Raw genomic sequence first — 21736 nt, 5'->3', positions numbered from 1 at the left:
CTTTCCCCGCTACCCCATGACCCCACCCTCGCTCCTCACCGCGCAGCGCGCCCTGCCCAACCCGCGCACCCTCCTCTGGTGGGTGCTGGGCGGGCGGCTGGTGGCCGTCAGCGTCCTGCTGGTCCTGGCGCTGGGCAGCTGGGCAGAGCAGCCCGGCATGACCGGGCTCGCCGCCGGCACCGCCGCCTACGCCGTGGTGCTCGCCCTCTACGCCACCTGGGTGCTGCGGCGTCCCGCCGCCGCCGCGGGCGACGTCTTCCATGGCCTGCAGGCCTCCGCCGACGTCGTGGTCATCACCGCGCTGGTGCACGGCGCCGGGCCCGCGAGCGGCGTCCCCTCGCTCTATATCCTGGTGCTCGCGGTCTACGCGCTGCTCATGTCGTTCAGCGGCGGGCTGGTGGTGGCCTTCGCAATCGTCCTGGGCTACTTCGTGGCCAGCATGCTCCCCGAGCCGGGCCGCCCCGGGTTCGCGTTCTGGGCCCAGGTGGGCGTCTTCGTCACCGCCTACGTGCTGGTGGGCGCCCTCGCCGGCCGGCTGCGCGCCGCCGGGGAGGAGCGGGAGTCGCTGGCGAGCGAGCTCCGCCGGGTGCGGCTCGAGGCCGACGACATCCTGCGCAACATCCGCTCCGGTGTCATGACCGTCGACGACGCCGGCCGCCTCGCGTTCATCAACCCGATGGCCGAGCGGCTGCTGCAGATCGACGGCGAGAGCGTGATCGGCCTGCCGGTGCTCGACAAGCTCAAGCTCCGCTCCCCCGAGCTCTGGGCCGCGATCGTCGCCGCCATCCGGCACGGGCGCAAGGTGAGCCGGGGCGAGGGCACGGTGCTGCACGAGGACGGCCGGATCTTCCCGATCGGCCTCTCCACCACCACCTTCGAGCGCGACAGCGACGGCCGCCCCTCCGTCACCGCCATCTTCACCGACATCTCCGACCTCAAGAAGCTCAACGAGCTCAACCTCCGCGCCGAGCGGCTGGAGGCGGTCGCGGCACTCTCCGCCTCGCTGGCGCACGAGATCCGCAACCCGCTCGCCTCGATCCGCTCCAGCGTGGAGCAGCTGGCCCGGTCCGCCCACGGCGACGAGGATGACCGCTACCTGGCCCAGCTGATCGTGCGGGAAAGCGACCGGCTCTCCCGTCTGCTCTCGGAGTTCCTGGACTTTGCCCGGGTGCGCGCCACCGAGTTCGTGCCGGTGGACCTGCAGGCGGTGGTCACCGCCGCCGCCCGGCTGGTGCGTGAGCACCCCGACTGCCGCCCCGACGTCGAGATCCGGGTGCAGGGCGCCCGCACCGTGCTCGACGGTGACGAGGACCTGCTGCACCGGGTGGTGGCCAACCTGGTCCTCAACGCCGTCCAGGCGGCCCGCGGTCCCACCGTCATCCACGTCACCACCCGCCCCGCCAAGCTGGCGGAGCTGCCCGGCGGCTGCAGCATCGAGCAGCCGGTCTGCCTCGAGGTCCGCGACGACGGCCCCGGGATCCCGGAGGAACTCCGCGACCGGCTGTTCGAGCCCTTCGTCACCGGGCGGGTGGGCGGCACCGGGCTGGGCCTGGCGATCGTGCAGCGGGCCGTCGAGGCCCACCGCGGCATGGTGCTGGTGGACACGGCCCCGGGGCAGGGCACTACCTTTACCATCTTCTTTCCCGCCCGACGCTCCACGGAGGAAGCGGCATGAGTCAGAAGCCCTCGGTGCTGGTCATCGACGACGAGTCCGGCATCCTGGACACCCTGCGGATCCTGCTCAAGAAGGAAGGCTTCGAGGTCACCACGGCCCAGGGGGGGAAGGCGGGCCTGGAGGCGATCAAGGCCGGGACCCACGACATCGTCCTCACCGACGTGCGGATGCCCCAGGTCACCGGGCTCGACATCCTGGCCGCCGCCCGGGAGCAGGACGCCATGACGCCGGTCATCCTCATGACCGCGCAGGCCTCGCTGCAGACCGCCATCGCCGCCGTGAACGCCGGCGCCTACTACTACATCCAGAAGCCGTTCGCCAACGACGAGCTGGTGGCCATCCTGCGCCGCGCCTGCGAGTACCGCGCGGTGCGGGTGGAGAACAAGCACCTCAAGCAGGAGATCAAGCGCCGCGACAAGGCCGGCGTGGGGCGCCCCATCGGCAAGTCGCGCCGCTTCCTCGACGTGCTCAAGCTGGCCGAGCAGGTCTCGCCCACCGACTCGACCGTGCTCATCCAGGGCGAGAGCGGCACCGGCAAGGAAGTCATCGCCAAGTTCATCCACAACATGTCCAACCGCACCGAGGGCCCCTTCCTCAGCATCAACTGCGGCGCGCTGCCGGAGAACCTGCTGGAGAGCGAGCTGTTCGGGCACGTGAAGGGGTCGTTCACCGGCGCGGTGCGCGACAAGCAGGGCCTCTTCGCCGCCGCCCGGGGCGGGAGCTTCTTCCTCGACGAGGTGGGCGAGATGCCCCCCGCGCTCCAGGTGAAGCTGCTCCGGGTGCTGCAGGAGCGGGAGGCGATCCCCGTCGGCGCCACCGAGGCCATCCCGGTGGATGTGCGCATCATCGCGGCCACCAACCGCGACCTCGAGGAGGAGGCCCGCCGCGGCCGCTTCCGCTCCGACCTGTTCTACCGCCTCAACGTGATCACCATCCACCTCCCGCCCCTGCGCGACCGGCGCGAGGACATCCTGCTCCTGGTCGAGTCGTTCCTGCAGCGGCTGTCCAGCGACAACAACGCCGAGCCCAAGGCGCTCGCCGCCGAGGCGCTCGACGCGGTGATGGTGTATGACTGGCCGGGCAACGTCCGGGAGCTGGAGAACGCGCTGGAACACGCCTGGGTGCTCACCCGGGGCGACACCATCGACAACGCCGCCCTGCCGGAACGGATCACCCGGCGCAAGAAGGAGCCGCTGGTGGCGGAGCGCTCCTACCCCAACCCGACCCTCGAGGTGATCGAGCGGGCGTACATCATGTACGTGCTCCAGGCGGAGGGGGGGAACAAGACCCGGGCGGCCGAGGTGCTGGGCATCGACCCCTCCACCCTGTACCGCAAACTGTCGCGATATGAGGAACAACAGGCCCCCCCGGTCTGAAGCGGGCCCGGCAAAGTCTGGCAGATTGCGGCCCTGCCCGGGGGGTGTTTCACTTGGACGCTGCGCGGAAGTCGTTGCCACAAAACGAGATGGATAAAATGAACGGCGTGGTATGTGGGTTGCTCTCCCCTGAGTCGACCTTATTCACCAGCGAGCCCACCAGGGCCGCCGCACCCGTGGGAGATACCATGAATCGCAAGGGCTTCACCCTGATCGAACTTCTCATCGTGGTGGTGATCATCGGCATCCTGGCCGCCATCGCGATCCCGAAGTTCGCCAACACCAAGCAGAAGGCGATCGTCGCCTCCATGAAGTCGGACCTGCGCAATCTGGTCACCGCGCAGGAAGCCTTCTTCTCGGACAACAACGACTACGCCGGCGCCACCACCGCGGCCGCGCAGACCAACGGCACCGGCGGCGCGGGCAAGGTGACCTTCACCCCGTCGACCGGCAACGTGCTGGCCCTGACGTACGTCGACGCCGCCGGCTGGAAGGCCACGATGACCAACCCGGCCGTGACCGGCAGCCCCGCGACCTGCGGCATCTTCACCGGCCCGGCCGCGAATGCGCCGAACGCCGCGGTGACCCAGGAAGGCTCGCCCGCCTGCTGGTAAGCGGCGACCCGTCGTAACCTCGCGCGGGGCGGTCCTCAGGGGCCGCCCCGCGCGATCTTTTTGTGCCGTATCGCGTCAGGAAGGCACCACACCACTGCGCCTGTGACCCTATGATGGCCCGTCCTCTTCCCGGCGGCCGCGCATGGGCACCCCCACAGGTCTGACCACCATCGAAGTGCTGCTCGCCCTGGTGCTCTTTGCCATCGGCGCCCTGGGCGCGGCGGGCGGGCTGGCCAGCGGGCTGCGCGCCACCGCCATGGGCGGCCACCAGGCGGAGGCGGCCCGGACGGCCGCCTCCGCCCTCGCGGAGCTCGTGGTGGCGGCGCGGCAGGGCATGACCCCGTGTGCCGCGCTCCCGACCCCCAGCCGGGCCGGTCCCGGCGGGGAGCAGGCCACCATTCTCCTGGCGCCGGTGGGTGGGGGCGGCGGGGTGACCGTGCAGCTGCTGCTCAGCTACCGGGGCCCGGCTGGCCCGCGCACCGACACCCTCCGGAGTTTCCTCCGGTGCCGGTGAGGCGCGGCGTCACCCTGGCCGAGCTGCTCGTGGCGCTCGTGTTGTTCGGGCTCGTGGGCGCGCTGCTGGCCCGGACCGGGCTCGCGGCGGAACGGGTGGCACGGAGCCACGAGGAACGCGCACGGCTCCATGCTGGCTTCGACGCCGCCGCCGGGTTCCTGCACGCCGAACTCGCGGATCTCGGCCCGGGGGACCTGCTGCAGGCGGCGCCCGAGTCGCTCCGCTACCGCGCCACCCGTGGCCTCGCCGCGGCCTGCCAGGTGCGAGCGGACGAGGTACGCCTGCTGCGCGCGAGCCTGCGGGCCGACCGGATGCCCCAGCCCGGCCGCGACAGCGTCTGGCTGCCCCTCGCCCCGGACGACCCGCGGGCGGCCGACACGGCCGCCCTGGTCCTGCCCATCACGTCGGTCACGAACAGCACCTGCGGCGGAGCCGCGGCCCTGGCCCTGGGCACGGTCATCGATACGCTGGCCCACCCGCTGCATGCCCTGCCCCCCGGGATCGGACTGCGCCTCTTCGAGGTGATGCAGGCCCGACTCTACGCCTCACTGGGCAGCGGCTGGCTTGGCGCGCGGTCGGTCAGCGCCGGGGAGGTGGTCCAGCCGCTCGCCGGCCCGTTCACCCTGCCGGCATCGCGATTCGCGGGCTGGGACTCGAGCGGCGCCCCGACGCTTGCCGCGCCCCTCGTCCGCTCGCTTGGCGCCATCCTCGCCGGTGCGCGGGGCCAGTGGCCGGCGAGCGCGGCGCCCGTGGCCGAGAGCACCGCCGTGCGGATTGCGCTGGCCAACCTGCCATGAGGCGCCGCGGTGCCGCCCTTCCGGTGGCGCTCCTCCTGCTGGCCCTGCTCGGTGCGCTGGCAGGGCTGGTGCTCGTGGCCAGCCGGGTGCGGGTGCTCGCCGGCGCGCGCGCGCTGGACCATGCCCGGCTCGAGGCGGCCGCGCGGGGCGCGATCGAATGGCACCTGTTCCAGTGGGCTCAGGTGCACCCCGATACGCTCGCGGTCGGGGCCACGGCACCCCTCGCGCCCCCGGCGTGGGCGGGGGTACCGCTCGCCGACACCCTCACCCGCACCGGCCAGGCGGGGTTCCTGCTGGCCGCTACCGCGGAACGCCGCGCCGCCGACGGCGGCATCCTGGCCCGGAGCAGTGCCGGCCAGCTGGTGCGCCTGGCGGGGGCGGCCAGCCCGGACACCGCGGCGCTGGTGGCGTTCGGGCCGGTGACGCTGCTCGATTCGGTCCGGGTGTCGGGCATTGACTCCCTGCCGGCGACGTCGTGGGCCCCGGCCTGTCCGCCGCCGGCTCCGCCCCAGCCCGGGGTCCGGAGCCGCCTGGCCACCGCCGACTGCCCGGGGGGAGGATGCGTCGCCGGGGCGCCGCCGCTGCTGCAGGACTCCGCGGTCGCCCCGGCGGCCACCTACCCGCTGGGCCCCCACACGGTGGCCACGCTGCGGGCGTCCGCGGACCATCGCCTGCCAGCCGGGCTGCTTTCCCCGGCGCCGGCGACGGCCGGCGCCGGCTGCGACCGCTCACAGCTCACGAACTGGGGTGACCCCATGCCGTCCGCGGGGCCATGCGGGGGGTGGTTCCCGGTGGTGGAGGTTGCGGACGGCGGGGTGGTGGTGGGTGGCGTCGGCCAGGGGATCCTGCTCGGGGCGGGGCGACTGACCCTGGGTGGTGGGCTGCGCTTCGTGGGCCTGGTGCTCGCCCTGGGGCCGCTCGAGTTGCGGGACAGCGTGCGGGTGGCCGGGCAGGTGATCGGGCTGGACAGCGTGCGGGTTGGCGACGGTGTGTCGCTCATGTGGTCGGCTTGTGCCGCGATGATGTCGGGCACGAATTCGGCGCGTCCAATCGCAGGGTCGGGCCGCTGGTTTCTCGGTCACTAGTGCCGGATTCAAGTGCTGATGGCTGAAAGAGTTTACCGCAAAATCCGGCAGCGCCCGCCGGGCATCCTGCGGTGCCTGACCGCGGCAAAACGGCGTAAGTTGTTGCAGTAGAATCACTTGATGTTTGCTGGCTGGCCGTGGCATATGGGTTGCCTTCGAAGCCCCCCGACGTGAGCGCGAACCGCGGCCGCCCCGGCACCCACAGGACCATTCTTCTGGAGGCAGTATGAATCGCAAGGGCTTTACCCTGATCGAGCTTCTGATCGTGGTGGTGATCATCGGCATCCTGGCCGCGATCGCGATCCCGAAGTTCGCCAACACCAAGCAGAAGGCGATCGTCGCTTCCATGAAGTCGGACCTGCGGAACCTGGTGACCGCGCAGGAAGCCTTCTTCTCGGACAACAACGACTACGCCGGCGCCACCACCGCGGCCGCGCAGACCAACGGCACCGGCGGCGCGGGCAAGGTGACCTTCACTCCGTCGACCGGTAACGTGCTGGCGCTGACCTACGTCAACGCCGCCGGCTGGAAGGCCACGATGACCAACCCGGCCGTGACCGGCAGCCCCGCGACCTGCGGCATCTACACCGGCCCGGCCGCGAATGCGCCGAACGCCGCGGTGACCCAGGAAGGCTCGCCCGGCTGCTGGTAAGCCTCGCAGGATGACAAGACGGCGGGCGATCCACACGGGTCGCCCGCCGTCGTGTTTTCGCCAGGCGCGTCCTGGCGCGGGGCATTCACCGGCCTGGTCGTGGTAATTAAAGCTTTGATTGGCAATGCTTTATGGCCTCATGCCTCAAGCGTCACTGAGGTGGGGCCGATACTCGTTGGTTGGGGCGGTACAAGGTGTGCTTTACCGTGGGATGTGGCTTGCCATACTTCAAGCGTTCTGTGATGAATGGTGAGATAAGTCGCAATCTTCCAATGGCTTGTTTAGCCGCACCTCAAGCAGATTGGGAGCTTGACAAAAAGCCGGACGGCTTGTAGCGTAGCCTTCCACTCCCCAGTTCCAGAACCAGCACGGTTGGGTCTACATGGGCCTCTTCAGCCGTAGCAAGACAACTGTTGCCTTGGACATCGGGTCCGGGCTCATCAAGCTGGTCGCCGTCACCCACGGCGCCGGCGACCCGGTGCTGTCCAAGGTGGCCTACACGAGTGTCGTCGACGACGCGATCGTGGAAGGCGAGATCATGGACCCCGGGATCGTGGCGGACGCGATCAAGGGGCTCCTGGCGTCGGCCGGGGTGAAGACCAAGCAGGTGGTCATCGCCGTGGGCGGCCGGGACGTGATCATCAAGAAGATCCAGATGGACCGGATGAAGGAGGCGGACGCCCGCGAGGTGATCCGCTGGGAGGCCGAGCAGCACGTGCCCTTCGACATGGAGAACGTGGAGCTCGACTTCCAGATCCTGGACCCCGAGGGCGAGGGGCTCCAGATGACGGTCCTGCTGGTGGCGGCCAAGCGCGAGCTGGTCGAGAACAAGGTGGCGCTGCTGGCGGAGGCCGGCCTCACGGCGAGCATCATCGACGTGGACGCCTTCGCGCTGCACAACGCCTTCGAGATCAACTACCCGGACGAGATGCGGGGCGTCGTCGGGCTGGTGAACATCGGCCACGAGATGACCAACATCAACATCCTGGAGGACGGCATCCCCGTCCTCACCCGCGACCTGCCGGTGGGCACCCGGCGGTTCCGCGAGGATATCCAGCGGGAGCGGGGGCTGTCGGCCGAGGAGGCCGACCAGCTGCTGCAGGGCTTCGAGCGGAACGAGATCCTGGATCCGTTCCTCGAGACCCGGGGCGAGGAGCTCGCGGTCGGCATCGAGCGCGCGGCGGCGTTCCTCCAGTCGGCCAGCCGGTCGGCGGGCGGGATCAGCCGGCTGTGGCTCACCGGCGGTGGCGGGCGCATCCCGGGCCTCAACAAGGTGCTGGCCGACCGGCTGCGGCTGCCGGTGGAGCTCGCCAACCCGCTGGCCCGCCTGAGCGTCGCCGAGGGCGTCTTCTCCACGATGAACATGGACGAAGTCTCCCCGCTGCTCATGCTCCCCATCGGCCTCGCGCTGCGCAGCGCCGCCTGAGCCCGACGCCCGGAGACCGAAACCCATGATGATCACGGTCAATCTCCGACCCGGCCAGAAGCGCAAGGCCGCTGGTGGCGGACCGAAACAGTACCTCGACCGCCTCAAGGCGTTCGGGAGCAAGGTCAAGGACCCGTTCCTGGTCGGCTCCATCGCCGCGTGCATCGCGGTGGCGGCCTTCCTCGGCTGGTCGTTCCTCTCGACCAGCGCCAAGTACAACGCCCTCGCGCCCCGGCTGGAGCAGGCGCGCGACGAGCAGAAGCGCTTCGACAACCTGCTCAAGCAGAAGCGGCGGGCCGAGAACATCCGGGACTCGCTGCTGTCCCAGATCGCGACCATCCGCGGGGTGGACGGCGACCGCTACGTCTGGTCTCACGTGCTCGATGAAGTGGCCAAGGCGCTGCCGCCCTACACCTGGCTGACGACCATGGCCACGCAGGCGGCCCCGGTGGTGGCCGACACCGCCGACACGGTGGCCCCGCCGATGCGCTTCCGCCTCGAGGGCCGGACCATGGACCTGCAGGCCTACACCCGCTTCCTGCGCCAGCTCGAGGCGTCGCCGTGGCTCACGGACGTCACGCCCATGGAAGCGAAGACCATCGTGGAAAAGGAACGGCCGGTGACCCAGTTCACCATCACGGCCTCGTTCCAGCGGGCGGATTCGGCGTACATCCGCACGGTGCCCCTCAGCCAGTCGGTGAGGTAAGCCATGGCCGCCCTCTCCCAGGAAAAGCAGGTCCCGATCCTGCTCGTCCTCATCGCGGTCGTGGTGGGCTACCTCGGCTACACCGGCACCGTCCTCGACAGCCTCGGGCTGCGCGGGGTGCAGCAGACCAAGGACAGCATCGTCGCGCGGCAGAAGACCATCGACTCCCTCACCGCGCTCACCGACAGCGCCAAGAAGCTGCTCGCCTCGGGCAGCGTCGAGGACCTGCGGCGGCGGCTGGACGGCTACCGCACCAGCCTCGAGCTGATGCGCCGGCTGGTGCCGGACCGCAACGAGGTGGCCAACCTCATGGACGAGATCTCCACCCGCGCCAAGATCCGCGGGGTGCAGGTGGCGCAGTTCCAGCCGCTGCCGGTGGAGCCCGGGCCCGCGCCGTTCGAGACCTTCAAGTACCAGTATTCCGTGATCGGCCGCTACGACCAGCTGGGCGAGTTCCTGTCCGACGTGGCGAGCCTGCAGCGCATCATCGTGCCGGTGGACCTCACGCTGGGCACCGCCGACCTGGCGCGGGCCCGGGCCCTGGGCGACAGCTCGGGCGCGCTGCTCGAGGCGCGGTTCCAGATCCGCACGTTCGTGAAGACCGGGACTCCGGAGGGACCGTCCAGTGGCACCTAACCCGCTCACCCGGGCCGTGCTGGCGGGCCTCCTCGTCGGGCTGGCCGCCTGCGGCGGCAAGAAGGACGCGGCCCCCGAGGCGGTCGATCTCGCGGCCATCCGGGCCAAGCGCGACAGCGTGCGCCGCGCCGCGACGCAGGACTCCGTCGTGCGGGCGCGCTTCAAGACCTGCTCCGACTCCGTGAACGCCGCGCTGGCCAAGGCCGCCCGCGGCAAGAAGCCGGCGCCGGCGCCCGCAGGCATGCTGCCGCCCGAGGTGCTCAAGGCCTGCGGCAACCCGCCGGCCGCCCCCGCGGTGGCGGCCAAGCCGGATTCGGCCAAGCCGGCCGCGACGCCGCAGACCGCCAGGGCCGACACCGGGAAGAAGCCCACGACCACGGCGCAGGCCGCCCGGCCGGATACCACCAAGGTCGAGGCGCCGGCCAAGCCGACCACGACCGCGGCGGCCCGCCGCCGCACCACCCCGGCCGCGGCGCCCGCGCCGCAGACCCCGGTGAAGCCGACGCTCACGCCCCAGCAGCTGCAGGTGCTGCGGCAGGACTCCATCCGCCAGGCGCGGGAGCGGGCCAAGGCCGACAGCCTGCGCCAGCTGGCCGAGCGGCAGCGGCAGGACTCGATCACCAAGGCGCAGCGCGACAGCGTCCGGGCCGATTCCATCCGGATCGCGCGCGAGACCGAAGTGCTGCGGGAGACCTTCACCTACGCCGGTGGCGCCCGGGACCCCTTCGCCTCGCTCATCACCGAGGACAAGGTGGGCCCGGAGTTCAACGACCTGCTGCTGGTCGGGGTGTACCTCGACCTGCGCCGGGCGAGCAACAGCGTGGCGGTGCTGCGGGACAAGACCAACCAGAAGCGGTACAAACTGCGGGTCGGTGACCGGCTCGGCCGCCTCAAGGTGGCGCAGATCCGTCAGGCGGACGTGGTATTCACGGTAGAAGACATCGGATTCGAGCGGCAGGAAACGCTGTCGCTGCGCAAGAGGGAGGAGCAGACCCCATGACGTTCAAGTCCCTGTTCGCCGTGGGGGCCGCGTGCCTCCTTGCGGCGGCCCCGCTCGCCGCCGACGACAAGGTCGCCGGGTCGGAAGTCACGGCGGTCAGCGTGATCCCGACGCCGGGCCACGCCGAGCTCGTCATCGCCATCAGTGGCGCGGTCCAGGTCAAGGACTTCGTGCTGCGCGAGCCCGACCGGCTGGTGGTCGACATCGTCGGCGCCCGGCTCAAGAACGGCACCGCCTACGACGGCATCCAGCGCGGCGGCATCAAGGACGTGCGCTACAGCCAGTTCCGCCCCGACGTGGTCCGGGTGGCGATCTACCTCGATCGCAGCCGCGACTACCGGCTGGAGCAGGCGGGCGACGCCATCCGGGTGAGCTTCGGCGCGGACCAGGGCTTCCTGGCCTGGTCGAGCACCGCCCCGGCCGACCTCGAGCCGCCGGTCGCGCCGGCCACGGCGCGGGCGCCCGAGGTCACGCCGCCGGCCGAGCCGATGCCGGCCAGCGTGGCCGCGCCGGCCCCGCGCATCACCGTGACCTGGGACCGCGCCAGCATCGCCGACGTGGTGGCGGGCTTCGCCGCCTTCTCGGGCCGCACCATCGTGCTGGGCAAGGCCGTGACCGGTGAGGTCACCGCCGAGATCAAGAACCAGCCCTGGACCGAGGCGTTCGCCGCGGTGCTGGCCACCCAGGGGCTGCAGGCCATCGAGCTGGCCGGCGGCATCATCCGGGTGGACACCCCGCAGGCGCTGGCCTCGCTCGACTCGACCGAGCCGCTCACCACGCGGATGATCCCGGTCAACTACGCCAGCGCCGGCCAGGTGCTGCCGAGCGTCAAGTCGATCCTGACCAAGCGCGGGTCGGTGGTGTCGGACACCACCACCAACTCGCTGATCGTCACCGAGACCAAGAGCCGCATGATCGAGGTGCAGGACTTCATCAAGAACCTCGACATCCGCACGCCGCAGGTCTCGATCCAGTCGAAGATCATCTTCGTCAACCGGACCAACATCGAGGCGCTGGGCCTGCAGTACGACTTCGGGGCGGCCAACGCCGGCGACGGCCCGATCTTCAACCGGCTCAACCCGCGCATCGACCCGGGCAGCGGCGATCCCTTCGAGTCCGACGTGATCTCCTTCGGCGGCGACGGCGTGGGCGCCATCGCCAACGCCGAGGCGGTCATCACCCAGCCGGCGCTGAACCTGATCCTGCAGACCTCGGCCGGCGGGTTCATGTTCACCACCTTCCTGCAGGCGCTGCAGAGCGTGGACCTGGCCGACGTGCAGGCGGAGCCGACCATCACCACCCTCGACAACCGCGAAGCCATCATCAAGGTGGGCGAGGACATCCCGGTCCGGATCATCGACTTCGGCGCCCAGGGCGGCACCGGGTCGAGCCAGCCCAAGGCCACGGTGCAGTTCAAGGAGACGGGTATCCAGCTCAAGGTCACCCCGCACGTGACCAACAACCGCCAGGTGCTCATGCAGATCGAGGCGGAGCGCTCCGCCATCCGGCTGCTCTCCCAGGCCGACCTGGGCTTCACCATCCAGAAGCAGAACGCCAAGAACCAGCTGCTGGTGGCCGACGGCGAGACCGCGGTGATCGGCGGCCTGACGGTGACCTCGATCAGCAAGACCCGCAACGGCATCCCGCTGCTGGTGGACCTGCCGGTGGTGGGCAAGCTGTTCGGCTTCAGCAACACCCAGGAACAGCGCCAGGACCTCATCATCCTGGTCACCCCGCGCATCGTCGACGACGGCGCGCAGTAAGGCGCGGCGGGCCGGACAGGCACACGCGAGCCCGACCGCCGGTCGGGCTTCGCTATTATAGGGAGAGGGCTCGCGCGGTCCGCCACCGGTGGCGGACCCCGGGGCCCGCCACACCGACCCCGCAGGTGGCCGAGATTCCATGGCGTTACGCTTCCTGACCGCAGGCGAGTCGCACGGCAAGGCCCTGGTCACCATCGTGGAGGGGCTGCCGGCCGGGCTGCCGGTGACGGCGGCGCAGGTGGACCACGACCTGGCCCGCCGGATGAGCGGCTACGGGCGGGGCGCCCGGATGAAGATCGAGAAGGACCGCATCGAGTGGCTCGCCGGCGTGCGCGCGGGCGAGACCCTGGGCTCCCCCGTGGCGATGGTGGTCCACAACCGCGACTGGGCCAACTGGGAAGCGATCATGGCCGCGGAGGGCACGCCGGGCGAGGAGCGCCGGCGCCGCCTCAACCGCCCCCGGCCCGGCCACGCCGACCTGGTCGGGGTGATGAAGTACGACCGCGGCGACGCCCGCGACATCCTGGAGCGCGCCAGCGCGCGCGAGACCACCGCGCGGGTGGCCGCTGGGGCGCTGGCGCGGCGGCTGCTCGACGAGTTCGGGGTGGACGTGGGCAGCCACGTGGTGTCGCTCGGCGGCATCGCCGCCCGCGCGCCGGCCGAGCTCCCCTGGCCCCTCAACGCCGCCGCCGACCGCTCTGAGGTACGGGTGCTCGACCCGGCCCAGGACGCCGAGATCATCGCCCGGATCGACCGCGCCCGGAAGGACGGCGACACCCTGGGCGGCGAGTGCGAGGTGGTGGCGCGCGGCCTCCCCGCGGGGCTCGGCAGCCACGTGCACTGGGACCGCAAGCTCGACGGCCGCCTGGCCGGGATCCTGATGTCCATCCCGGCGGTGAAGGCGGTGGAGATCGGCATGGGCTTCGAGGCGGCGCGCCGCCCCGGTTCCGAGGTGCACGATCCCATCGAGGCGGTGGCCACGCCGGGCCGGCCCGCGCCCGCCCCCGCGCTGCGCGGCGGCTACCGGCGCCGGGGCAACAACGCGGGCGGGCTCGAGGGGGGTATCACCACGGGGGAGCCGCTCGTCATCCGGGTAGGGATGAAGCCGATCGCCACGCTGATGTCGCCGCTGCCCACGATCGATCTGCGCACCGGCCTGCCCGCCAAGGCGCAGGCGGAGCGCTCCGACGTGACCGCGGTGCCGGCCATGGGCGTGATCGCCGAGGCGCTGACCGCCTGGGTGCTGGCCGACGCGATGCTGGAGAAATTCGGCGGCGACTCGCTCCGCGAGCTGCGCCGCAACTACGAGGGGTACCTGGAGCAGCTGGCCGGCCGCTGGACAGGGCTGGGCGGGCCGGTGCCCGAGACGGAGGACGCGTGAAGCGTCACGTGGTGCTGGTGGGACTTCCCGGGGTGGGCAAGACGACCGTCGGCAAGCTGGTGGCCGAGCGCCTGGGCGCGCCCTTCGTGGACACCGACGCGGTGATCGTGCGCAAGATGCAGATGCCGGTCTCCCGCATCTTCGCGGAGCATGGCGAGCAGCGGTTCCGGCAGATGGAGCGCGAGGCGGGACAGCAGGCGCTGGCCGGCCCGCCGGCCGTGATCGCGCCGGGGGGCGGCTGGGTGGCGCAGCCGGGCGCGCTCGAGGCGGCGGCCGAGGTGGCGTTCCTGGTGTACCTCCGGACCATGGCGCTCACGGCGGCGAAGCGCGCGGGTGGCGGCGATGTCCGGCCGCTCCTGGTGGGCGAGGACCCGGTGGAGCGGATGCGGCAGCTGCTGCGGGAGCGGGAGCCGTTCTACCTGAAGGCGGCGTGTGAGGTGAAGGCCGACGTCAAGTCGGCCACGGCGCTGGCGGACGAGATCGCGCAGCTGGCGCGCGAACGCGCCGGGTGGTGATCGTAAGCGGTTGCGGCGGCGTGACTTTGCAGGCGGTGCCTTGCCAAGGGACCATGCAGCGCGTTTTCTTGTCACGCCGCGGCGATCCCGCCGCGCTCAACTCAGGCAGGTAAGTTCCCGCGCATGGCTACTCCCAAGAAACCCAAGGCACCCGCGCCCGCCGCCCCGGCCAAGCCGGCCAAGGCCGCCAAGACCGCGAAGTCCGCCAAGACCGCGAAGCCGGCCACCAAGGCCGCCGCGCCGGCCAAGGCTACCGGGGCCGACAAGCCGGCCCCGAAGAAGCGCGCGGCGCGGGCCGCGGCGGTCGAGGTCGAGGCGGGCACCGGCGCCGCGCTGGTGGTGGTGGAGTCGCCCACCAAGGCCAAGAGCATCGGGAAGTACCTGGGCCGCGGCTACGACGTGAAGGCCACCATCGGCCACATCCGCGACCTCCCCACCCGCAAGCTCGGTGTCGACGTCGAGAACGACTTCCAGCCCGAGTACGTCACCATCAAGGGGAAGACCCAGACCCTCGCCGACCTCAAGAAGGCGGCGAAGAAGGCGCGGGCCATCTACCTCGCCACCGACCCGGACCGCGAGGGCGAGGCGATCGCGTGGCACGTGGCCGACCAGATGGAGACCAGCGCGCCGATCCACCGGGTGCGCTTCGAGGAGATCACCAAGGAGGCGGTGAAGGCGGCGATGGGCCGCCCCGAGGCCATCCGCAGCGACCTGGTGAACGCGCAGCAGGCCCGACGCATCCTGGACCGGCTGGTGGGCTACAAGACGAGCCCGATCCTCTGGCAGAGCATCAAGACCGGGCTCTCCGCCGGCCGGGTGCAGACGGTGGCGCTCCGGCTCATCGTGGAGCGCGAGCGCGCCATCCGCGCCTTCAAGCCCGAGGAGTACTGGACCATCGCGGCGGACTGCGCCAAGGGCGGGCAGGCGTTCACCGCGGAGCTCAAGAAGATCGACGGGCACAACCCCGAGCTCGGCACCGAGGCGTCCGCCGCGGCGGTGGTGGCCGACCTCCAGCAGCTGTCCTTCGTGGTCACCAAGGTGGAGCGGCGCAACCGGAAGAAGCGGCCCGGCGCCCCCTTCACCACCAGCACGCTGCAGCAGGAGGCGGCCAAGAAGCTCGGCTTCTCCGCCCGCCGCACCATGCGTGCCGCGCAGGACCTCTACGAGGGCATGGAGGTCGGCGAGGACGCCCCGGTGGGCCTCATCACCTACATGCGGACCGACTCGGTGCGCGTCTCCGACACGGCGCTCGAGAACGTGCGCGGCTTCATCGGGCAGCAGTACCCCGCGGCCTACCTGCCCGAGACGCCCAACCAGTACACCTCCAAGGCCGCCCGGGTGCAGGACGCCCACGAGGCGATCCGCCCCACCGACGTGCGGCGCCGGCCGGAGGCGATGGAGAAGTACCTGGAGCCGGACCAGTTCCGGCTCTACCAGCTCATCTGGCAGCGCTTCGTGGCCTCGCAGATGAACCCGGCCATCTACGACATGACCGTGGTGGACTTCGACCTGGGCCGGTACCTGCTCCGGGCCACCGGCTCGGTGATGATCTTCGACGGCTATCATATCCTCTACACCGAGGGCCGCGAGGCGGAGGAAGGGAAGAGCGTCGAGGACCTGGCGCCGATCCCGCCGCTCGAGGCCGGCGACCGGGTGGAGGTGCGGCAGATCGTCCCGAGCCAGCACTTCACCGAGCCGCCGCCGCGCTTCTCCGAGGCGAGCCTGGTCAAGGAGCTGGAGCGCCTGGGCATCGGGCGGCCGTCCACCTACGCCTCCATCATCAGCACGCTCACCGCGCGGGAGTACGTGAAGCTGGAGCAGCGCCGCTTCACCCCGACCGAGCTGGGCGAGATGGTGGAGCAGATCATGGTGAGCCAGTTCCCCACCATCTTCAACGTCGAGTACACCTCGCAGATGGAGGACGAGCTCGACCGGGTGGAGGATGGCAAGCTGCGCTGGCAGCAGGCGCTGGCCGACTTCTACGGCCCCTTCTCCAAGGCGCTGGGCGCGGTGAACCTGGGCGCGATCGTGGCGGAGGCCCACGGGCTCAAGCCCGAGGAGCTCGAGAAGGAAGTCTGCCCCAAGTGCGGCGCCAAGGTGGAACTGCGCACCGGGCGGTTCGGGCCGTATTTCGCCTGCGTCAACTACAAGCAGACCTGCGACTACGTGAAGTCGCTCAAGAAGGCCCGGGCGCCCGACCGGCCCACCGACGAGACGTGCCACCTCTGCAGCGCGCCCATGGTCATCAAGACCGGACGCTTCGGCGAGTTCCTGGCCTGCACCCGGTATCCCGAGTGCAAGGGCACCCGCTCGGTGCCGCTCGGCATGAAGTGCCCCAAGTGCGACGTCGGCGACCTGGCCGAGCGGCGCACCAAGCGGGGCAAGTCGTTCTGGGGCTGCGTCCGCTACCCCGCCTGCGACTTCTCCACCTGGAACCGGCCGGTGGCCGAGACCTGCCCGAGCTGCGGCTGGGTGGGCATGGAGAAGAAGACCAGCAAGGCGGAGGGCGAGACCCGCACCTGCCTCAAGTGCCAGCACCGGGTGGTGGTGCTGGAGGCCGAGGAAGCCGGCGCGACGTGAGCACGGCGGTGACCGTCGTCGGCGGCGGGCTCGCGGGCTGTGAGGCCGCCTGGGCCCTCGCCGAGCGCGGGTGCCGGGTCACCCTCCGTGAGATGCGCCCCGTGGTCCGCACGCCGGCGCACCAGACCGACCGGCTGGGCGAGCTGGTCTGCAGCAACTCCTTCAAGTCCATCGACGTCAGCAACGCCCACGGGCTGCTCAAGGCCGAGCTGCGCCGGCTGGGCAGCGTGCTGCTGCCGCTCGCCGACCAGGCCGCGGTGCCGGCCGGGGCGGCGCTCGCCGTGGATCGCGACGTCTTCGCGCGGCTGGCCCACGAGCAGGTGCTGGCCCACCCCCGGATCACGCTCGAGCGTGGCGAGGTGACGGAGCTCCCCTCGCCGGGCGTGGTGGCCACGGGGCCGCTCACGTCGGAAGGGCTCGCTGCCGCGATCGTCCGTCGTCTCACCCCGGCCGGGCCGCCGGGCCGCCGAGCCGCCGAGCCGCTCAGCCCCGCCGAGCCGCCGCGGCTCGCCTTCTACGACGCGATCGCGCCTATCGTGAGCCACGAGTCGCTCGACCGGTCGCGGATCTACGCCCTCTCCCGCTACGGCAAGGGCGAGGGCGACGACTACCTCAACTGTCCCATGTCGCGCGAGGAGTACGACCGGTTCATCGCGGCGCTCACCGCGGCCGACCAGTTCACCGCCCACGCCTTCGACGAGGTGCCGTATTTCGAGGGGTGCCTCCCGGTGGAGGAGATGGCGCGCCGCGGGCCGGAGACGCTCCGCTTCGGGCCGATGAAGCCGGTGGGGCTGCCCGACCCGCGCACCGGCCGCGAGCCCTGGGCGGTGGTGCAGCTGCGCCGGGAGGACCGCGCCGGGCAGATGTGGAACCTGGTGGGGTTCCAGACCCGGCTCCGGATCCCCGAGCAGCAGCGGGTGTTCCGCACCATCCCCGGGCTCGAGGCGGCGGAGTTCCTCCGCTTCGGCAGCATCCATCGGAACACCTACCTCAATACGCCCGGCTGCCTCGGGCCCGCGCTCACGGCGCCGGGCGACGACGCGCTCTTCTTTGCCGGCCAGCTCACGGGCGTGGAGGGCTACACCGAGTCGCTGGGGACGGGCCTCCTCGCCGGGATCAACCTGGCGCGCCGGCTCGCCGGCCAGGCGCCGTCCCTCCCGCCCGCCACGACGATGCTCGGCGGACTCTACCGCTATCTTCGGGACGCCGACCCGGCGCACTTCCAGCCGATGAACGCCAACTTCGGGCTGCTGGAGCCGCTCGATGACGCGACCGCCCGGCGGCTTGGCGGCAGGAACCGCAAGGACCAGAAGAAGGAGGCCCTGGTGCAGCGTGCGCAGCAGGCCTTTGACCACTGGCTGGCCACCCTCACGTGAGCCCGAACCGCCGAGTCGCCGAGCCGCCGAGCCGTCCCGAGGTCGCCGCCTTCCTGGAGCACCTCGAGAAGGAGCGCCAGGTCTCCGAGCATACCCTGCGCGCCTACAGCCGCGACCTCGCGGCCTTCGTGGCCTTCCTCGACCGGCACAGCGGTGGCGACTGGGACTTCAGCCGGGTGGACCGGCTCGGCATCCGCGGCTTCCTGGGCGAGCTCCAGCGCCGGGGCCTGGCCAAGCGGTCGCTGGCGCGGGCCCTCTCCGCCGTCCGGTCGCTGTACCGGTTCCTGCAGGCCCATCATGGCCTCGAGAAGACTCCGGTCCGCGCCGCGAAGGCGCCGCGCCTCGGGCGCACGCTTCCCAAGTACCTGGACCGGGAGCGCACCCAGCGGGTCTTCGAGGCGGCGGAGCACCGCGCCAGCGGTGAGGAACCGGCGGGGCTGCGCGACCTGGCGATCCTCGAGCTGTTCTACTCGAGCGGGCTGCGGCTCTCGGAGCTGGTGGGACTCAACCTGCTCGACCTCGACCTGCTGAGCGACCAGGTGAAGGTGCGCGGCAAGGGGCGCAAGGAGCGCCTGGTGCCGGTGGGGAGCCGCGCCAGCCGCGCGCTGCGGCACTACCTCGAGGAGCGTGAGGCGCTGGCCCGGCTCCCCGGCGCCGACCGGCAGGCGGTGTTCCTCGGCCGCCGCGGGAAGCGGCTCACCCCGCGCACCGTACAGCGCCTGGTGCACCGGGCCTTCGAGGTGATCGGCGGCGACGGGCTCAAGACGCACTCGCTGCGGCATACCTTCGCCACCCACCTGCTCGACGCCGGCGCGGACCTGCGCGCCGTGCAGGAGCTGCTGGGGCACGCCAGCCTGAGCACCACCCAGATCTACACCCACACCAGCGTCGAGCGACTCAAGAAGGTCTACCAGCAGGCGCACCCGCGGGCCTAGGCGCACACAGCCGTGCGCGTCCGGGCCCGCGGCGGCGCGGGAGCAACGATGAGCGGATATCACGGCACCACGATCCTCGCGGTGCGCAAGAACGGCCGCGTGGCCCTGGGCGGCGACGGCCAGGTGAGCATCGGCGACACGGTGGTGAAGGCCACCGCCACCAAGGTCCGCGCCCTCAAGGGCGGCAAGGTGCTGGCGGGCTTCGCCGGTTCGGTGGCCGACGCCATCACCCTCTACGAGAAGTTCGAGGAGAAGCTCGACCGCTACCCCGGCAACCTGCCGCGCGCCTCGGTGGAGCTGGCCAAGGACTGGCGCAGCGACCGGGTGCTGCGCCGGCTGGAGGCGCTGCTCGTGGTCTCCGACCCCGAGCACACGTTCCTGCTCTCCGGCGGCGGCGAGCTGATCGAGCCCGACGACGGCATCCTCGCGGTGGGCTCCGGCGGCAACTACGCGCTGGCCGCCGCCCGGGCGCTGCTCCCCGACGAGCGCCTCTCGGCCCGGGACATCGTGCAGCGCGCGCTCGAGATCGCCGCCGACATCTGCGTGTTCACCAACCGCAACCTCACCATCCTGGAACTGTGAGCGGGGCGGGGGCGCGCATGCTGCTGATCCTGGGCACGGTCGCGCTGGGCTTCGGCGCGCTGGTGTCGCTCTACACCGCGCACGGCTGGGGCGAGATGGCCGGCATCCAGCCCGGCGGCGACAAGAGCGGGCTCGGGGGGCTGGCCTTCCTGCTCTTCTTCCAGGCGCTGCGCTGGCTGGCGCTGGCGGTGGCCCTCGGCGCGGCGGTGTGGGCCGGCGGGTTCGCCGCGGTCACCCCCGCGCGCGGCCATCAGGCCCTGCTCGTGCTCGGGCTCCACGCGGCGCTCGGCCTTGCCAGCTACGCGGCATTCAACTGGATCGCTAACGGGATCACCCGGGACCAGATGGGCCCCCAGCGGCTGGCCTGGGTCTTCGCGGTGGTCCTGCCGCTGCCCGCCTTCCTGGCCGCCGCGTGGGGGTTGTGGCAGGGCTGGCTGCTGCGGCACCCCTGGCTGGCCGTGGTCCTCGCCGTGGGCGTGCTGCTCCTGCACCTGCTGCCGTTCCGCAGCATGATGCTCGACATGCGGCGGAGCGCCGAGCGGCAAAGGGCCCGCCGGGCCGCGGAGGCCGCCCCCGCCCCCACCCCTGACTCCGCGTCCGACTAGCTTCCTGCCATGACCGAGCCGACCCAGGACCCGATCCCCGCCGGGAGCGCCGCGCCCGCGCCGCCCCCCTGGCTCGAGGAGCTGCCGCCGCGCCAGATCGTGGCGGAGCTGGAGCGCTACATCGTCGGGCAGGATGCCGCCAAGCGGGCGGTGGCCATCGCCATCCGCAACCGCTGGCGCCGGTCGCAGACCCCCGACGAGATCCGGGACGAGATCACCCCGTACAACATCATCCTGATCGGCCCCACCGGGGTCGGAAAGACCGAAGTGGCCCGGCGGCTGGCGCGGCTGGCGGGGGCGCCGTTCATCAAGGTGGAGGCCTCGAAGTTCACCGAGGTGGGCTACGTGGGGCGCGACGCCGAGTCGATGGTGCGCGACCTTGTGGACGCGGCCATCAGCATGGTCCGCACCGAGCGCGAGGACGAGGTCTATCCCCAGGCGGAGACCCGCGCCGAGGAGCGCCTGCTCGACATCCTGCTGCCACCGCCCGCCCCGCCGCCGCCCCCGGCGCCGGGGGCCGAGAAGCGGCCGGGGATCTTCGTGGTGAGCCCCGGCGGCCAGGCGCGCCCGGAGCCCCCCGCCGGGAGCGAGGAAGAGCGCCGCGCCCGCTCGCGCGAGAAGCTCCGGCAGATGCTCAAGGACGGCAAGCTCGATGACCGCGAGGTCGAGATCGAGGTGACGCCGCAGAATTACCCGATGCTCGACCTCATGCAGCCCCCCCAGGGCATGGAGGGGGAGCAGGTCAACTTCTTCGAGATGTTCCAGGAGATGCTGCCGCGGCGGAAGAAGCGCCGCACCCTGCGGGTGCCGGAGGCGCGGCGGCTGCTGATCGACGAGGAGCTCAAGAAGCTGGTGGACATGGACGACGTGGTGAACGAGGCGCTGGATCGCTCCGAGAATCACGGCATCATCTTCATCGACGAGATCGACAAGATTGCCGGGGAGCGCGGCACCGCCACCGGCCCCGACGTCTCGCGCGAGGGGGTGCAGCGCGACCTGCTGCCCATCGTCGAGGGCTGCACCGTCCAGACCCGCTACGGCTACGTCCGCACCGACCACATCCTCTTCCTCGCGGCCGGTGCGTTCCACGTGTCCAAGCCGTCGGACCTGATCCCCGAGCTGCAGGGCCGCTTCCCCATCCGCGTGGAGCTGACCAGCCTCACCGAGGCCGACTTCGTGCGGGTGATGACGGAGCCGGAGAGCGCGCTGACCAAGCAGTACCAGGCGCTGGTGGCGGCCGAGGGCGCGAAGCTGGAGTTCACCCAGGACGGGATCGAGGAGATCGCCCGGGTGGCGTGGCTGGCCAACGACCGGATGGAGAACATCGGCGCCCGCCGGCTTCACACCGTCATGGCCACGCTGATGGACGAGCTGCTCTTCGAGCTGCCGAACTACCCCGAGAAGGTGGTGGTCTTCGATCGCGCCGCGGTGCGGAAACGGCTCGAGAAGATCATCGACGACGACGACCTGCGGCGGTACATCCTCTAGGCGGCTCGGCGGCCCGGGGGCGGCCTCGAT

The 21736-nt window shown here is 71.4% G+C and carries 20 protein-coding genes; all 20 read left to right on the top strand.

Going from position 1 to position 21736, the window contains the following annotated elements:
• Positions 1-16: 16 nt before the first annotated feature.
• The 20 genes from IPJ95_02960 (at position 17) to hslU (ending at position 21706) form a co-directional block, all read left to right on the top strand.
• Positions 17-1675 (top strand): PAS domain S-box protein, encoded by a 1659-nt coding sequence (locus IPJ95_02960; GenBank protein MBK7922575.1) that lies wholly within the window; start codon positions 17-19, stop codon positions 1673-1675.
• Positions 1672-3051 carry a sigma-54-dependent Fis family transcriptional regulator gene (locus tag IPJ95_02955; GenBank protein MBK7922574.1) on the top strand — a complete coding sequence of 460 codons (1380 nt, stop codon included), beginning with the start codon at positions 1672-1674 and terminating at the stop codon, positions 3049-3051. The genes IPJ95_02960 and IPJ95_02955 overlap by 4 nt, the downstream gene beginning before the upstream one ends.
• 188 nt (positions 3052-3239) lie before the next feature.
• Positions 3240-3665 (top strand): prepilin-type N-terminal cleavage/methylation domain-containing protein, encoded by a 426-nt coding sequence (locus IPJ95_02950; protein MBK7922573.1) that lies wholly within the window; start codon positions 3240-3242, stop codon positions 3663-3665.
• Positions 3666-3807: 142 nt separating this feature from the next.
• Entirely contained in the window at positions 3808-4179 is a 372-nt protein-coding gene (locus tag IPJ95_02945) for a hypothetical protein (GenBank protein ID MBK7922572.1), read from the top strand.
• Positions 4170-4976: a prepilin-type N-terminal cleavage/methylation domain-containing protein gene (locus IPJ95_02940; GenBank protein ID MBK7922571.1), complete on the top strand. Its 807-nt coding sequence runs from the start codon at positions 4170-4172 to the stop codon at positions 4974-4976. The genes IPJ95_02945 and IPJ95_02940 overlap by 10 nt, the downstream gene beginning before the upstream one ends.
• Positions 4973-6061: a hypothetical protein gene (locus IPJ95_02935; GenBank protein MBK7922570.1), complete on the top strand. Its 1089-nt coding sequence runs from the start codon at positions 4973-4975 to the stop codon at positions 6059-6061. Before IPJ95_02940 ends, IPJ95_02935 begins: the two co-directional genes overlap by 4 nt.
• A 226-nt stretch (positions 6062-6287) precedes the next feature.
• Entirely contained in the window at positions 6288-6713 is a 426-nt protein-coding gene (locus IPJ95_02930; GenBank protein MBK7922569.1) for a prepilin-type N-terminal cleavage/methylation domain-containing protein, read from the top strand.
• A gap of 382 nt (positions 6714-7095) precedes the next feature.
• Positions 7096-8139 carry a type IV pilus assembly protein PilM gene (gene pilM, locus IPJ95_02925; protein ID MBK7922568.1) on the top strand — a complete coding sequence of 348 codons (1044 nt, stop codon included), beginning with the start codon at positions 7096-7098 and terminating at the stop codon, positions 8137-8139.
• 25 nt (positions 8140-8164) lie between these two features.
• On the top strand, positions 8165-8845 hold the full coding sequence (locus tag IPJ95_02920; protein MBK7922567.1) for a PilN domain-containing protein: 681 nt from the start codon (positions 8165-8167) through the stop codon (positions 8843-8845).
• 3 nt (positions 8846-8848) lie between these two features.
• Positions 8849-9481: a type 4a pilus biogenesis protein PilO gene (gene pilO / locus IPJ95_02915; GenBank protein MBK7922566.1), complete on the top strand. Its 633-nt coding sequence runs from the start codon at positions 8849-8851 to the stop codon at positions 9479-9481.
• Positions 9471-10481, top strand: coding sequence for a hypothetical protein (locus IPJ95_02910; protein MBK7922565.1), 1011 nt, complete (start codon positions 9471-9473; stop codon positions 10479-10481). Before pilO ends, IPJ95_02910 begins: the two co-directional genes overlap by 11 nt.
• Positions 10478-12244: an AMIN domain-containing protein gene (locus tag IPJ95_02905; protein ID MBK7922564.1), complete on the top strand. Its 1767-nt coding sequence runs from the start codon at positions 10478-10480 to the stop codon at positions 12242-12244. Before IPJ95_02910 ends, IPJ95_02905 begins: the two co-directional genes overlap by 4 nt.
• A gap of 139 nt (positions 12245-12383) precedes the next feature.
• Complete coding sequence (aroC, locus tag IPJ95_02900) at positions 12384-13625, top strand: chorismate synthase (GenBank protein MBK7922563.1); 1242 nt, start codon at positions 12384-12386, stop codon at positions 13623-13625.
• A complete protein-coding gene (locus IPJ95_02895; protein MBK7922562.1) occupies positions 13622-14140 on the top strand; it encodes a shikimate kinase in 519 nt (172 codons plus the stop codon). Before aroC ends, IPJ95_02895 begins: the two co-directional genes overlap by 4 nt.
• A 123-nt stretch (positions 14141-14263) precedes the next feature.
• Positions 14264-16720 carry a type I DNA topoisomerase gene (gene topA, locus IPJ95_02890; protein MBK7922561.1) on the top strand — a complete coding sequence of 819 codons (2457 nt, stop codon included), beginning with the start codon at positions 14264-14266 and terminating at the stop codon, positions 16718-16720.
• Positions 16717-18096: a methylenetetrahydrofolate--tRNA-(uracil(54)-C(5))-methyltransferase (FADH(2)-oxidizing) TrmFO gene (gene trmFO, locus IPJ95_02885; GenBank protein ID MBK7922560.1), complete on the top strand. Its 1380-nt coding sequence runs from the start codon at positions 16717-16719 to the stop codon at positions 18094-18096. Before topA ends, trmFO begins: the two co-directional genes overlap by 4 nt.
• A complete protein-coding gene (gene xerC / locus IPJ95_02880; protein MBK7922559.1) occupies positions 18093-19031 on the top strand; it encodes a tyrosine recombinase XerC in 939 nt (312 codons plus the stop codon). Before trmFO ends, xerC begins: the two co-directional genes overlap by 4 nt.
• Before the next feature lie 48 nt (positions 19032-19079).
• Complete coding sequence (gene hslV / locus IPJ95_02875; GenBank protein MBK7922558.1) at positions 19080-19613, top strand: ATP-dependent protease subunit HslV; 534 nt, start codon at positions 19080-19082, stop codon at positions 19611-19613.
• Between the two features lie 17 nt (positions 19614-19630).
• Complete coding sequence (locus IPJ95_02870) at positions 19631-20218, top strand: hypothetical protein (GenBank protein ID MBK7922557.1); 588 nt, start codon at positions 19631-19633, stop codon at positions 20216-20218.
• Positions 20219-20227: 9 nt separating this feature from the next.
• The gene (gene hslU / locus IPJ95_02865) at positions 20228-21706 is read left to right on the top strand and encodes an ATP-dependent protease ATPase subunit HslU (protein MBK7922556.1); all 1479 of its coding nucleotides are present in this window, start codon (positions 20228-20230) and stop codon (positions 21704-21706) included.
• Positions 21707-21736: the final 30 nt, after the last annotated feature.

It is taken from the genome of Gemmatimonadota bacterium, assembly GCA_016713785.1.
Lineage (GTDB): Bacteria > Gemmatimonadota > Gemmatimonadetes > Gemmatimonadales > GWC2-71-9 > JADJOM01.
Note: the sequence above shows the minus strand (reverse complement) of the source record. Positions and strands in the feature narration are given on the sequence as shown.

Excerpts from the sequence above, each read along its gene's own strand:
- topA (MBK7922561.1), top strand. The coding sequence starts at position 14,264 with ATGGCTACTCCCAAGAAACCCAAGGCACCCGCGCCCGCCGCCCCGGCC.
- hslU (MBK7922556.1), top strand. The coding sequence starts at position 20,228 with ATGACCGAGCCGACCCAGGACCCGATCCCCGCCGGGAGCGCCGCGCCC.
- aroC (MBK7922563.1), top strand. The coding sequence starts at position 12,384 with ATGGCGTTACGCTTCCTGACCGCAGGCGAGTCGCACGGCAAGGCCCTG.
- IPJ95_02905 (MBK7922564.1), top strand. The coding sequence starts at position 10,478 with ATGACGTTCAAGTCCCTGTTCGCCGTGGGGGCCGCGTGCCTCCTTGCG.
- pilO (MBK7922566.1), top strand. The coding sequence starts at position 8,849 with ATGGCCGCCCTCTCCCAGGAAAAGCAGGTCCCGATCCTGCTCGTCCTC.
- IPJ95_02950 (MBK7922573.1), top strand. The coding sequence starts at position 3,240 with ATGAATCGCAAGGGCTTCACCCTGATCGAACTTCTCATCGTGGTGGTG.
- IPJ95_02960 (MBK7922575.1), top strand. The coding sequence starts at position 17 with ATGACCCCACCCTCGCTCCTCACCGCGCAGCGCGCCCTGCCCAACCCG.
- IPJ95_02930 (MBK7922569.1), top strand. The coding sequence starts at position 6,288 with ATGAATCGCAAGGGCTTTACCCTGATCGAGCTTCTGATCGTGGTGGTG.
- IPJ95_02955 (MBK7922574.1), top strand. The coding sequence starts at position 1,672 with ATGAGTCAGAAGCCCTCGGTGCTGGTCATCGACGACGAGTCCGGCATC.
- hslV (MBK7922558.1), top strand. The coding sequence starts at position 19,080 with ATGAGCGGATATCACGGCACCACGATCCTCGCGGTGCGCAAGAACGGC.
- pilM (MBK7922568.1), top strand. The coding sequence starts at position 7,096 with ATGGGCCTCTTCAGCCGTAGCAAGACAACTGTTGCCTTGGACATCGGG.
- IPJ95_02870 (MBK7922557.1), top strand. The coding sequence starts at position 19,631 with ATGCTGCTGATCCTGGGCACGGTCGCGCTGGGCTTCGGCGCGCTGGTG.
- IPJ95_02945 (MBK7922572.1), top strand. The coding sequence starts at position 3,808 with ATGGGCACCCCCACAGGTCTGACCACCATCGAAGTGCTGCTCGCCCTG.
- IPJ95_02920 (MBK7922567.1), top strand. The coding sequence starts at position 8,165 with ATGATGATCACGGTCAATCTCCGACCCGGCCAGAAGCGCAAGGCCGCT.
- IPJ95_02935 (MBK7922570.1), top strand. The coding sequence starts at position 4,973 with ATGAGGCGCCGCGGTGCCGCCCTTCCGGTGGCGCTCCTCCTGCTGGCC.